The 12,566-nt window shown below is 69.0% G+C and carries 13 protein-coding genes; 5 read left to right on the plus strand and 8 right to left on the minus strand.

Annotated features, from left to right (window positions below; all coding sequences use genetic code 11):
• The first annotated feature begins 87 nt into the window (after positions 1–87).
• Positions 88–351 carry a hypothetical protein gene (locus tag HUA78_RS31595; protein WP_174458583.1) on the plus strand — a complete coding sequence of 88 codons (264 nt, stop codon included), beginning with the start codon at positions 88–90 and terminating at the stop codon, positions 349–351.
• 221 nt (positions 352–572) lie between these two features.
• Here the strand turns inward: HUA78_RS31595 and HUA78_RS31600 are convergent, their stop codons facing one another.
• From HUA78_RS31600 to HUA78_RS31615, 4 genes are all read right to left on the minus strand, one after another.
• Positions 573–1,571, minus strand: coding sequence for a hypothetical protein (locus HUA78_RS31600; RefSeq protein WP_174458582.1), 999 nt, complete (start codon positions 1,569–1,571; stop codon positions 573–575).
• Between the two features lie 164 nt (positions 1,572–1,735).
• Positions 1,736–3,331, minus strand: coding sequence for a caspase family protein (locus HUA78_RS31605; RefSeq protein ID WP_174477827.1), 1,596 nt, complete (start codon positions 3,329–3,331; stop codon positions 1,736–1,738).
• Positions 3,328–4,098, minus strand: coding sequence for a hypothetical protein (locus HUA78_RS31610; protein ID WP_174467415.1), 771 nt, complete (start codon positions 4,096–4,098; stop codon positions 3,328–3,330). Before HUA78_RS31610 ends, HUA78_RS31605 begins: the two co-directional genes overlap by 4 nt.
• Positions 4,095–4,646 carry an RNA polymerase sigma factor gene (locus HUA78_RS31615; protein ID WP_174477828.1) on the minus strand — a complete coding sequence of 184 codons (552 nt, stop codon included), beginning with the start codon at positions 4,644–4,646 and terminating at the stop codon, positions 4,095–4,097. Before HUA78_RS31615 ends, HUA78_RS31610 begins: the two co-directional genes overlap by 4 nt.
• A 205-nt stretch (positions 4,647–4,851) precedes the next feature.
• Between HUA78_RS31615 and HUA78_RS31620 the strand changes: the two genes are divergently transcribed.
• Positions 4,852–5,013, plus strand: coding sequence for a hypothetical protein (locus HUA78_RS31620; protein WP_174464159.1), 162 nt, complete (start codon positions 4,852–4,854; stop codon positions 5,011–5,013).
• A 41-nt stretch (positions 5,014–5,054) separates the two neighbouring features.
• Here the strand turns inward: HUA78_RS31620 and HUA78_RS31625 are convergent, their stop codons facing one another.
• From HUA78_RS31625 to HUA78_RS31635, 3 genes are all read right to left on the minus strand, one after another.
• The gene (locus tag HUA78_RS31625; RefSeq protein WP_174464160.1) at positions 5,055–5,432 is read right to left on the minus strand and encodes a DUSAM domain-containing protein; all 378 of its coding nucleotides are present in this window, start codon (positions 5,430–5,432) and stop codon (positions 5,055–5,057) included.
• Between the two features lie 9 nt (positions 5,433–5,441).
• The gene (locus HUA78_RS31630) at positions 5,442–5,900 is read right to left on the minus strand and encodes a hypothetical protein (RefSeq protein WP_174477829.1); all 459 of its coding nucleotides are present in this window, start codon (positions 5,898–5,900) and stop codon (positions 5,442–5,444) included.
• A 184-nt stretch (positions 5,901–6,084) separates the two neighbouring features.
• Positions 6,085–6,732 (minus strand): TetR/AcrR family transcriptional regulator, encoded by a 648-nt coding sequence (locus tag HUA78_RS31635; RefSeq protein WP_174464162.1) that lies wholly within the window; start codon positions 6,730–6,732, stop codon positions 6,085–6,087.
• Between the two features lie 55 nt (positions 6,733–6,787).
• On the opposite strand from HUA78_RS31635, the gene HUA78_RS31640 reads away from it, so the two are divergent.
• The 3 genes from HUA78_RS31640 (at position 6,788) to HUA78_RS47580 (ending at position 10,377) form a co-directional block, all read left to right on the plus strand.
• Positions 6,788–7,519 (plus strand): nitroreductase family protein, encoded by a 732-nt coding sequence (locus tag HUA78_RS31640; protein ID WP_174477830.1) that lies wholly within the window; start codon positions 6,788–6,790, stop codon positions 7,517–7,519.
• 93 nt (positions 7,520–7,612) lie between these two features.
• A complete protein-coding gene (locus HUA78_RS31645) occupies positions 7,613–8,803 on the plus strand; it encodes a hypothetical protein (protein ID WP_174464164.1) in 1,191 nt (396 codons plus the stop codon).
• Between the two features lie 74 nt (positions 8,804–8,877).
• Positions 8,878–10,377, plus strand: a complete 1,500-nt coding sequence (locus HUA78_RS47580) for a tail fiber domain-containing protein (protein WP_174464165.1) — start codon at positions 8,878–8,880, stop codon at positions 10,375–10,377.
• A 148-nt stretch (positions 10,378–10,525) separates the two neighbouring features.
• Here the strand turns inward: HUA78_RS47580 and HUA78_RS31655 are convergent, their stop codons facing one another.
• Positions 10,526–12,403 (minus strand): metallophosphoesterase, encoded by a 1,878-nt coding sequence (locus tag HUA78_RS31655; protein WP_174477831.1) that lies wholly within the window; start codon positions 12,401–12,403, stop codon positions 10,526–10,528.
• Between the last annotated feature and the right edge of the window lie 163 nt (positions 12,404–12,566).

Genomic DNA, 12,566 nt, shown 5'->3' on the forward strand with positions numbered 1-12,566 from the left:
CCCGAACCATCTATCCTCGACTTTCTGGATTGGTTGTTTTCATGACAGACTGGCGTGGCCTCGTCAGGCACTGCCAAGGAGACACGCATGTTCGCGAAGCTGCTCAAGAGCCAGTGGTCCATGGTGCTGTGCATGTTGCTCGTGGTGGGGCTCGCCGCCCTGTCCATGGGTGAGCCTCAGGCCGCGCTCGTTGAAGTGGAAGGAGACGCGACGTGTGACCTGGAAGTGAGCACGCCGCCGGAGGGCATGCTGCTCGCCGACAGCGAGCACGCCAACGCGGCCTGTCGTCCCGGCTGCGTGGGTCCGTGCTGGTTCTGCCTGCTGGGTGTCTGTGAAAACCGCTGTATGTAGACAGTCCTCGGAGCGTTGAGCCACCCAGCATGGATGGACGCGGCCAATCTCTGCTCAGAAGTGCCCCATGAATCCGTCGCCTGGGATTCATGGGCTCGCGGAGTCAGGAGTCGCGGTCCTCGTCACGACAGGCTGTGACACTCGGAATTCTTCCGTGCCGCAGTCGGGTGACTCGTCGCGAAGGGGCAGCGCACCCGGCCTGCCCCCTCGCGGTCCTCACCTCAGGGCGCGGTCACCGGGCAGGGCCACCACGCGGGAGGAGAGGCCCGGTCATCCCAGGCGCCATCCCAGTAGTCTCGCAGCGTGTACGCCACCGTGTTCGCGGCGGTGCAGAAGCGCTCCGGATGGGGGTTCACGAGCAGCACCTGGTCGAGGCGCGACACGGGACGGATGTACGTGCCGCAGCGCTGGGTGCTCCCCGGCGGTGGCGGCCCCATGGTGGAGGCGCGCACCGAGTCCACGAGGACGCTCGCGTTGGGCAGCTCACAGGCCATCTGCTGGAGGGCCTGGCTCGCCTTCAGGACGACGTTCACGTCCACCTTGCGCGTCGTCACGAAGCACTCCTCGGAGGTAGGCGTGTAGCGCATCGTCACCACGGAGTACCCCTGGGGAATCTCCGGGCAGTTCGGGAAGTCCAGGTGGAAGAGCGGGTGGAGCGCGCCCTCGCGAAACATGATGAATGAGCTCTCCGTCTGTTCTCCGTCGAAGCCCTCCTGAAACCCGACGACGATGTCAGGGCTGGAAAGAGCCTCGGTCGGGACTCGGTCCAGCTTGCCGTTGCCGTTGCCGTCCACGTAGGCCATCACATAGGCCATGCCCAGCCGGGAGCCTTCCTCCCCCATCAGGGCTCCAGGCTCCGGCAGGCGATTGAGGGGCATGCTGAAGGAGTTGGGGAACCGGCCGTTCACCTTCACGTCCACCCCGGGATGGTGGAACGACGACCTGGGGCTCAGCCGCGCGCACTTGGAGATGCCCTCCGGGTACGTTTGCTGGACCAGGCAGTCCACGACGACCTTGGGCCAGGTGTTCCAGAGCAGCGCCGCTCGCAGCCGGTCGGAGTTGGAGTTGCCCAGATCGAATGAAGCGCTGGATTGAAGCGTCCCCTCCAGCGTGAGCAGCGGCTCATCCCCCGCCTCGTCCCCCAGGACACCGCCGCACCCCGCCAATGCCAGTGAAAGCAGGCCCCACTTCCAGAAACCGCGCTCCAGCCTCGTCGTCATATGGCCTTCCTCTCGGTGCATGGGAGCAATCCCATGTCGCGTGACAGACACCGGCCAGGAGACACGCGCGCCGTGCTTCGAATGCGCTCGGGCCACCTGAACGATGCGAGAAAGGAGACGCGCGGACAGCGAGGCGTGGGACATCCCTTTCACGCGCTTCCGTGTCACAGCCCCCAGGTGCAACCCAGCAGCAGTTGTGGCGCGAGTTGCGTGCGGAGCTTTTCATCCTCGCGCATCAACGCGACATGGCCGCCCAGCCGAGCGAAGAGGCCCGTGCGCGCCCCCACCGGCACCTCCGCGGAGAGCGAGGCGAACGCGGCTGCTCCCGCGCCCGTGCGTGTCCGCCGCGCGGGCAGCCCCAGCTCCCGGCGTCGCTCCGCGTCCGGGCTCGTCGCGCGTTGAACCAGGCCCAGCACTCCGAGGCCCGCATGGGCTCCGGCCCAGACACGTCCCAAGGAGCCCGCCACGCCCAGGCCACTCCACAGCCCCAGCTCCAACTGCTCCAGGTCCTGAGCGGTGGTTGAGCCCCGGGTGGCTCCCAGCGTGAGGCCCCCGAGGAAGGACACTCCCAGCCCTCCCGTGCCCTCGCGCGCGAGCAGCACGCCCACCTGCGGCCCCCATCCGCCCAACTGCGTCGAGGAGCGGCCCGCGCCCAGCGCCGCTTGAAGTCGCCAGGAGCTGGCATCCAGGAGTTCGCCCTTGCGCTGGTGCAGGGCCAGGGTGCGCACCTCCAGGGACTCGGGATTCAAGCGCTGCCTCTCGCCCCAGGGCAGGTACACCTTGCCGTAGAGCACCTGCGAGCCACGCCGCACCTGCACGCGGTAGCGCCCCGAAGGCAGGGCGATGCTCACCGGGTCCTCCGCCCGCGGCTCCACCTCCGCCATCACCTGCAGCGTGCGCTCGTCCACGAGCACGACGCTGTCCCCCACCAAGGGAGGAAGTTCGAGGTGCGCGTGGGCTCGCGAGAGCGTGGTGAGGAACAGGTCCCCTTCTCCCGCGAGCTGGCTGGACAGCTCCGGGTGCTGCACCGCCGCCGTGGAGCCATGGGAGCCCGCGAGCGTGCGGTGGTAGACGTGGCCATAGGCTTCCGTGAGGGTGACGCGGCCGTCGGCGTCCACATCCGCCGCGCCCCGCAGGCCCGAAATCAGGTGGTGCGTGAAGAACGAGCCCCGGAGGCTGTCCGACTCCTGCGCGACCTCGTGTGCGCCGGCGGAGGCGATGAACACGCGGCCCTCCGGCCCCACCTGTCGGAGGAAGGAGACATCGAAGGCGGGCGCGGACTTGAGGCCCTTGGACCGGCCGCGCACGAGCGCGCCACTGTGACAGGCATCCATCATGGCGATGGTGACGGTGGCAGGGACTTCGGCGAGCAGCCGTTGCAGCTCCACGAGCGGGAGCGCCTCCCCACCCATGCGCAGCGCGGCCTCGTCTCCGTGGCCTGAGTAGAAGAAGAACAGCAGCGTGCGCTCCCCGGCGCGGCGAGCCTCCTCGATGCGGCCTCGCATCCGCGCCAGTCCCAGCCGGAGATTCGAGACCGACTCACCGCGCAGGAGGATGCGGCGATCCTCGGGCACGCCGCCAAGCTGGCCGAAGACCGCGTCCATGCGTTCGGCGTCCTGCTGGGCCCAGCGCAGGGGCTCATCCGTGTCCCGGCCCAGGTTGTGTCCCACGCTGATGGAGAACCGGTTCTCCGCGCTCGCGACAGAGGCGGCGAGGAGGACGAGCAGGCCTCCGAGCACGCGCGCCGCCCCGGCGCTCAAGGCAGCTCCTTGGGCAGCGCGCGCACGGCGTGGCGGGTGCCGGGCAGCGGCGTGAGTGACGGTGGGAAGACCGTCTCTCGCGCCGCCTGCTCCAGCCAGCGATGGATGGCCTCTGGCGACGGTGCATCACGGGCGTCGGCCGCGAGCACCACCACCAGCGCCTCCTGCTCGGGGGCGTCATCCAGCTCCAGGCTCCCGGGCAACACCCACCGCCCCGGCTGCATGGACAACGCGCCCCCCGTGGCCGGAAAACCCTGGAGCGGTGTGACGCGGCCACGCTCACTCAGCGCCAGCACATAGAGCGCGCCCCCCTCCACGTCCTCCACCTCCACGCGCACCCTGTCGCCGGAACGCAGCACCGCGCCGGGCCCCTGCTCGAAGACGACGTCGCCTCGCTTGACGAGCACCCGCGCAGTGAGGCCACCGCGCACGCGCACCCGCTCCACCTCCTGGAGCGAATGAAGCCGGGGCAGCACCGCCGCCAGCACCACGCCGAGCACCAGCACGGGCTGGCTCCAGCGCCAGAGCATCCGCCAGCGGCTCGGACGAGGGACCTCCAGACGCGCGCGCACCGGCCCGAAGGGACGCACGAGGGAGAAGGCCGCCTTCTCCGCCCGTCGCTCGCGCAGGTGCGCGGCCAGCGCGGGCGAGGCCCTGGCCGCCTCCTCCACGTGACGAGCCTCTTCCGAAGAGAGTTCGTCACACAGGTAGCGCTCCACCAGGAGGTCCGGCACGCCCGGGAAGTGAGGAATGGATGAGGTGCTCATGCGGAGACCGCTCCCTTTCGCGGCTCAGGACGGGGGGCGACTTCCAGCAGCCGCCGTGCGGTGTCGAAGAAGGCCTGGAGCTTGCGCTGCACCGTTTTGCGCGAGACGTCGAGCAGCGTGGCGATCTGCTCCTGCTCCAGCTCGTCGATGAAGCGGTGGGCCACGATGCGCTGGACGTCCTCCGGACAGTGGGCGAGGACACGTCTCACCAGGTCCGCATCCACCAGGAGCCGCTCCAGCGTGGCCTCCGGTGAAGCGTGGGCGTCCGGAAGCGGAGCCAGTCGCGTCAGCGCGCTGGTGGCCTCCGTGCGGCGGCGACGCAGCACCGAGAAGCACTGTCGGTCCGCCACGGTGAGCAACCACGACAAGGCAGAGCCGGCGGCGCGAAGCTGCGTCAGGTGCGCGTGGGCGCGGAGGAACACCTCCTGCGTCGAGTCCCAGGCCAGCGCGTCGTCGCCAAGCAAGCGCAGGCAACGCCGGTGCACGGCCTCACCGTAGCGACGGTAGTAGCCCTCGGTCTGCTCGACCTCATTCACTGGCTCGCGCACGCAAGGACCTCACCCTGGGCCGACACCTGCCCCCACAGTCAGTCTCGCCCGGCGCGGGCGTCGGGGGAGGCTCGACCCACGAAGCGAGACGCATGACCCTCATTCCGTGGGACATTTCCCGAGCCCATTCTTCTCGGCTTGACGGGAAGCAGACGGCTCGTTCCAGGCGGGCGGGCCTCACCGGCCACCCTCGGCGGAATCCTCCATGACCCGGTATGCAAATACGCAGGTGATGTGCGCCGCGCTGACGGCGGCGCGCGACTCGGAGCGCACATGGGCCGCGTATCTGGATGCGCGGCTTACGGCACGGACGGGCGCGGCGTGCAGGCAAGAGGCGCCACCGAGCGACGGAGCGGCGCCGCCGTAGTGCTCCGGGGCTCCGTTTTGGCGGGAGCGCCCCAATTGCCGTTACGGCTCGTCGAGCGCGTCCAACTGCACCTGGGCAAGCTCGCGGTAGAATGGAACAACCTCAACATCAAGCAGCTCCAGAAGCGGTGCACGCGCGGCGTCAAGGTCACCTTCCTCCTGGCGCTTGTCCACTTCGGCAAGAGCGCGCGACAGGCGCCACGAGCCCACGCGAATGCGCTTCGCAATCTCCTTGAGCAGAGCGGCGGCACTCGCGTCGCCCTGGAGGGCCTGGGAGACCTCCTGCGGCGCGATAGCCACCTCGGAGGCCGTGCCAATCAAGAGCGCTCGGATTTCATCCGTGAGGGCGAACGGCTCCCCGAGGTCGATGACGCGGCGATTCAGTTCCCTGATTTCGTTCCAAGTTCTATGGTCCGGCATCGGAAGCCCCTAGCGTTTACTCTGGCTGCACAGTTCGTAAGGCCATTGGTGTTGGCCTTCGCAGTTGCGTAGGCAGTCATAGCAAGGCCCCACCCATCGCGGCTTCTTCTGGCTCTTGCACCGCACATAGTTGTCGATGCAGTGCTGTCGCCATCCTTCATCGGGGTCGTCGCCTTCGCTCGACGTGGCCAGCACTGACGTGGCCGTCGCGGCAGCCGCGAGGATGATGGCAGCTTCCGCATCGGTGAAACCGCACGCAGCCGGGTTGCCCGGATGTGACTGCAGGCAACACGTCTCGCTGTCCATGCAGCGCCCCCCAGGGGTGGCGCATTGCAGCGAGAGCGCGGCGACGAATGCGGTGAACCCGATGGATTGCACGTTTGTCATGGTGAGCAATTTATCCACCAGGAGTGACGTCAATGCGTTGGACGTGATGCCGCGCTGACGGACGCCTGCAAGGTACGGCATTAAGCGCGGCGCCACTGGTACGCATCCAGCACACCGTCGGTCCGGGACGCCAAGGTGCGTCCTGCGGCACCCGGTTGACGGCCGAACCCCAGGCAAGGATTCCAACTGACAATGCAATACCCCTCGGAGTCACGTCCGGGGCCGCGCTTTCAGGCAGCGCTCCGAAAGCAGTCCAGTCTGAGGCCTACCCCGCGCGCGTCCGTGAGCGCGCCGGGGCCGCTCGGCGAAGGTAGCGGTCGAGCAGGCACACCACCTCGCTGGCGAAGTCAGGCCGGTCCAGCAGCTCCGGCCTCGAAGTGGCCGCCTCGTGAATCACCGCGTGCAGCGTCACCCGGACGAAGAAGGCCGCGAGCGGCAGGTCCGTCACGTTGCGCACGAACGGCGCCAGCACCTCCCTCCAGAACCGGTCCACCTGCGCATCCGGCACCTCCGAGGGAGCCCGGGCCGAGCGCGGCAGCTCCTCGGAGAAGATTCGGTGCAACTCCGGCGCAACACGATGCTCGGCGATGGCCCCCTCCACCACGAGCTCGAGCACGCGCGGAAGCGTCTTCTGCGCCCGCAGCGCGGAGATGGCCCCCTGCATCCCCTCCCGTGACTTCGCGACATGTCGCCGCTGGAGCTCCACCACGATGGCTTCCTTGTTGGGGAAGTACTGGTAGAGCGAGGCGATGTTCACCCCGGCCCGCTCCGCCACGCGGTTGGTGGTGAAGCCCTCCCAGCCCTCGCGGACCAGAATGTAAGTCGCGGCTTGCAAAATCGCGTCGACCGTCGCGACGGAGCGGTCCTGCTTCGGCTTTTTGCGGGGAGAGGTCCTGGGCTTTCGCGCGGCCATCGCTGGGTCCTGAATGCAAGTTGTGAATCCAAGCCCCAACTTACATTCTTGACACATGACAGACCAGCCCCACACCGAGCCTCGCTGGAGCCACTTCTGCGAGGTCAACGAGCACCGCCGCGCCATCCGCGATTTCGATGGAGCCCCCCTCCCGGACGAAGACGTGCGCGCGGTGTTGCAGGCCGCGCTGCTGGCGCCATCGAGCGGCAACCTCCAGCCCTATGAGCTGCACTGGCTGCGGGACACGGACCTGAAGCAGCGCGTGGTGGAGGCCTGCCACGCCCAGCGCGCGGCCCGGTCCGCGTCGACGCTGGTCGTCGTCGCCGCAAGCAGGAGCATCGGCCTCAGGACAGCGGCGCGGCAGCTCGAGCACGTCGAGCACGCCACGGACCTGGATGCCCGGTCCAGGACCTACCACCTGGGACAGGTCCGCAAGTTCACGCGCTTCCTGAAGCTGGCCCCGCTGCTGCTCTGGACGCCGATGCGCGCCCTGCTGTCGCTGCTGAATCCCGTGCACTCGCTCCTACCCATCGGCACGTCGGGCATGCGCAACTGGGCGGCGCGCAGCGGCATCTATGCGGCCCAGACGCTCATGCTGGCCGCGTCCGCGCGAGGACTGGACTCGTGCCCCATGGAAGGCTTCGACGCCCCCAAGGTCGCCAAGGCGCTGGGGCTGCCGCGCGGCACGGTGATTCCGATTGTCATCGCCCTGGGCCATCGCAGCGCGGACGCTCGGCTGGAGCCGCGCTGGCGCAGGGCGCTCACGGACGCGGTCATCGAGCACTGAAGCTGTCCCGCCGCGTCCTCCGCGAGCAGGCGGGGCAACGGGCCTCGCCCCTCCATCGCTCCTAGCTTCAAGAAGAGACGCTGGAGGTGCGTCATGCCCAATCCCCACACCCTGTTGAGCAGCCCGGAGCTGATTGCCCGGCACATCATCGAATACGGCGCCACGGTGGACGAGCAGCCACTGGAGGCGACGGCCCTTCCCAGAGGCCCCCTGCCCGCCGAGGTGGCCCTGGGGCTGACCTGGCCCACGGGCCTGGAGCCGCGTCCCCGACGACTGCCGACCACACCCGACCCCGGCGCCGCGCTTCCGCAAGCCGACTACCTGGTCGTCACGTGGACGGTCGCCGAAGTGGAGGCCCTGGCGGACACCCTCACCCCGGGCGTGCGGCGCACCGCCTGGTACCCATACGACAGGAACTTCCAGAGCCACTACCAGCCGCTCATCCGCAAGTCGGCGCCCGCCCAGCGCGTGCAGCGCCTGGGAAGCTGGTTCCTCACCGACATCGGTGGCCGGAGCGTGCTGTGCTTCAAGTCGGAGCTGCACCTCAACCAGGACGGCATGCGCACCGGCGTCGGCACCGCGACGCTGCCGGTGAAGGACCTGTTCCACCAACTGCTGCGGGAGGTGAAGCCTCGCATGGTCATCACCGTGGGAACCGCCGGAGCGACGTTCGCGGACCACGAACTGGGCGACGTCATCGTCACCCGCGCCGCCCGCTTCCGACTCTCCCAGGAGTTCCGCAACGAACCCTTCAACGACAAGACCTATCGCTGCGAGATGGACGTCCCCACCCGCTTCTTCGACGACGCGGAGCGGCTGATGGCCCAGCACGCGCCACAGCTCGGCGAGCCGGACTTCGGGCCGCCCACCAAGCGCTACGCCTTCGACGGACCCTTGCTCCAGGGCCCCCGCAGCACCCCCGACATCAAGCTCGATGGCAGGGACCTGCCCGCCTTCCACCCCATCCTCACCACGGACTTCTTCGAGTTCGGCACCTCGCGAAACGGCCTGGAAGCCGTTGGCGCGGGTGTGGAGATGGGCGACGCGGTGCTCGGCATGGTTGCGGAGGAACTGGGTAACACCGCACCCCTGTGGCTCGTCATCCGCAACGCCTCCGACCCTCAAATCAACGGAGACCTGCCGGATGCGCCCAGCCGGCTCGACATGCAGGCGCACTGGGCCGTCTGGTACTACGAGGCCTACGGATACTGGACCAGCGTCAACAGCGCGCTCGCCACCTGGGCGGTCATCGCCGGGCAGACAGCCCCGGGGGTACGACACTGAAGGCAGTCCATCTCCCGAGATGACCTGGCGCGTAGGGCGGTAAGCTCCCCGCCCTATCTGCCTGGAGGCATCGAATGAAGGTCGGGACGTGGCTGGCCGCGCTGGGAGTCGTCTTCGCCGGCCTGGGCTGTGGTGGGTCCGATGGTGTGAACGGCGCGCAGGGCGGCCAGGGACTCCAGGGGCCGCAAGGCGCCGCGGGACCTCAAGGCGTCGCGGGACCCCAGGGCGTCGCGGGGCCTCAAGGTCCCATTGGCCCCGTGGGCCCATCCTGGCAGGTGGGGACAGGGTTGGAGCTGAAGGACGATGTCCTGAGCCTCCGGTACGGAGACGAAGCCACCGCCCCCGTGCCGAGCAGCGACCCGCGCCTCACCGATGCGCGCCAGCCCCTGCCGGGCAGCACCAACTACATCCAGAATGGCGTCCTCGCCCAGGACGCCTCCTTCTCGCTGTCGGGCACGGGCACCACGCGCGGGCGGATGACGACTCGCTCCGACCTGCTCGTCGATGCGGCGACGGCCATCGCCACTCCCACGTCCCTCTTGAAGCTCCAGAACACGACGTCGGACGGCGTGAGCTGGACCGCGTTCCCCCTCTTCACCGTGGACTCCGCCGGTGGGCTGCTGGTGCGAGGCGAGCAGGGCCAGGGCAAGCTCCCCATGACGGGCAAGGGAGCCCGCCTCATGTGGGCGCCCCACAAGGGAGCCTTCCGCGCGGGTAACGCCGACACCCAGTGGGATGAGAGCGGCGTCGGATTGTTCTCCTGGGCGGGCGGCACCCTCTCCACCGCCAGCGGGAAAGCATCGTTCGCCATGGGTGAGAGCTGCGTCGCGAGCGCCGAGTCCTCGACGTGCCTGGGCAAGTCCAGCAGTGCCCATGGGACCAACAGCGTGGCCATGGGCTTCACGAACACCGCGAGCGGCAATGGGGCCATCTCCGGGGGACTCTTCAACCTCGCTTCCGGCCAGGGCGCCGTGGCCCTGGGCTCCGGCGTCACGGCGAACGCCGACTACAGCATCGCGCTCGGTCAAGCGGCGTCGACGAACGGCCACACCGGCTCGTTCATCTGGGGCGACCAGTCGACGGCCACCGTCATCAACAACACCGGCAACAACCAGTTCATGGTGCGCGCCGCGGGTGGCATTCGCCTTCGCGCCAGCGCGGACGCCAGCGCGGGCTGCGACCTGGCGCCGGGCGGCGGCAATTTCACCTGTACGTCGGACCGGAACCAGAAGGAGGGCTTCCGGAGCGTCGACGGCGAGCTGCTGCTGGCGAAGGTCTCCGAGCTGCCCATCTCGACCTGGCGCTACAAGCAGGAGCAGTCCGATGTGCGGCACCTGGGCCCCATGGCACAGGACTTCCGGGCGGCCTTCGGCCTGGGCGCGGACGACACGAGCATCGGCATGCTCGATATTGGCGGCGTGAATCTGGCCGCCATCAAGGCGCTGGAGGTCCGCACGCGGGAGCTGCGCGAGAAGACCGCCGAGGTCGACACCCTCAAGGCCGAGCTGGCCGAGCTGAAGCGCGGTCTGTCGCGCCTGGAAGCCGCCGTCCACGCACAGGCCGCGCGCCCGTAGCCATCCGGACTTGCGCCACGGCACGCGGCCCTGGAGCCGTCGCGCCGTGGCACCCGCGCCCCACCACCGCTGGAGCGATGAAGGGCCTCCCGACTCCAGGGAGGGAGCACGGGAGGCCCTGTTCAACCCCGGCGTCGTGATGCCGGGCCTACTCGGACTCGGGGGCTTCGGTTCGCGCGGGAGGCTCAGGCGCGTCGGCCACGTCCTCCAGCCGGTCCGCTGGAGGCAGCGGAGGCCGAACCCTCAGGCTCTCCGGCATGTTGGCCGGGTCATCCACGGGTCCAGGCACCGTCTCCATCGGCTCCAGCGTCTGGGCCTGGGACGACGTGCGCACCGCCGGCAGCGACTTCGTCACCGTGAGGGTGTCGCGCACAGTCCCCGTGGAGGTGATGAGCCGCGCCGTCAGCGTGCCGCCGTCCACCACCACGTCCATGAAGCCATACACCTGGTTGTCGCGCAGGGCCGTCCACGAGGGCTGGCTGCCCGCGAAGGGGCGCAGCGTCGCGCCGCCGCTGCCCACCACGACATAGGGAATGCCACGCGTGCCCGACGGCGCCACGGCGTCTCCCTTCATCGGCTTGCTGCGCTCGTAGTTGTGGTCATGCCCGGTGAGCACCAGGTCCACGCCGTACTTCTCGAAGAGCGGGCCGTACGTGCGGCGCATGGTGAGCTGCGAGCCGTGCTCTCCGCTGGACCAGGGCGGGTGGTGGAAGAAGACGACCTTCCACGGCAGCGCGCTGGCCGCCAGGTCCTGCTCGGCCCACGTCTTCTGCGCCGCCGCCGAGCACCGGTCCGAAGACGCCATTCCGATGGCGCAGTTGGAGTCGAGCGCGGTGAAGTGCACGTTGCCCCAGTCGAACGAGTAGTAGCGCTCGCTCTTCGCCGGGTTGTTGGTGGGCAGGTAGAAGTTGTCCAGGTAGGGCTGCCCCTGGTTCGTCACGTACTCGTGATTGCCCAGCGAGGGGAACACCGGCACCTCGCGCAGCAGGGCCCCCATGGGCTTGAACATCCGGTCCTGGAACTCCTGCTCGGTACCGGAGGAGTAGGCGTTGTCCCCCAGCGCGACGAGGAACTCTCCGCGCCACTCCGGCTTGTTCATCATCGCCATCACCTTCGACTGCGCGGAGCCGCCCGTGCCGAAGTCACCCATCGTGGTGAAGCGCACGCGCCGCGTCCCCGGCGCCGACGCCGTGCGGAACGTCCGCAGCCCCGTGACGGAGCCACACGCCTCCACGCTGTAGCCATACGCGCGGCCCGGCTGCAGGCCCTCCAGCTTCACCGCGTGACGCCAGCCCGCGACGGTGGCTGTCGCCGTGCGCGCCAGCAACGTGCCCTCGCCGAAGCGGACGAAGGGCGTGCAGGACACGCCGGAGCGAAACACGACGATGGCGCTCGTGGGCCCCACGCTCTGGAGGTACGGCAGGCGCGGCAACACCGGTCCGGAGTCGGCGGTGGGCGCGGGCGGCACGGTCTGCTCACCACACGCGCGCGTCTCCGCGATGGAGGCCCAGTCATTCACCGTGTTGCCATTCACGGTGATGCTCACGTAGCGGGCCTTGCGCGCGCTGAACGCATACGTCTGCGCCTGGTTGTTCAATGCGCTGTCGGCCGCATACGCCTGGGTGAAGGTGGCGCCGTCCTCGGACGTGGAGAGGACGAAGTGGTTCTGTCGCTCGTTGCCCCGGTGCCACGCGACAGTCGTCCCCACCAGCGTCTGGGACGCGCCCAGGTCCATGATGAGGAACGCGCCCTTGCCCGGACCACTCCAGCGCGTGTCCAGGTTGTCGTCCTGCGAGTTGGCCGCGACGCTGCCATCACCGTCGTCACCGCTCGCCGTCACGGAGGCGGTGGCGAGCATGCGGCAGTCGGGCGCCGTCAAGGCGGCCTCGGAGACCTGCGACTCCGTCGTGGGGACTTCGGGTGGAACGACGTCCTGGTCGGCGGACGCGGGGAGCTCGTCGCAGCCAGCAACGGCCGCGAGCAGCACGCCCAGGAAGCATGTGGAGAGATTGCGTCGGTCGCTCATGATGGGAGCCCAAACGGAACCCATCTGGCGACATTCCATTTGTGAACACTCGCCCTTCCCCCCAGGCGGCAGGGCAGCCGAGCGCGAGCCACGGTTGGCAGGGCGTGGACAGACGAAGGGCCTCCGCGCGTCCCGTGTGCGAGGGAGCGGGGAGGCCCTTGGA

This window comes from Myxococcus sp. CA033 (genome assembly GCF_013336625.1).
GTDB classification, from domain to species: domain Bacteria; phylum Myxococcota; class Myxococcia; order Myxococcales; family Myxococcaceae; genus Myxococcus; species Myxococcus llanfairpwllgwyngyllgogerychwyrndrobwllllantysiliogogogochensis.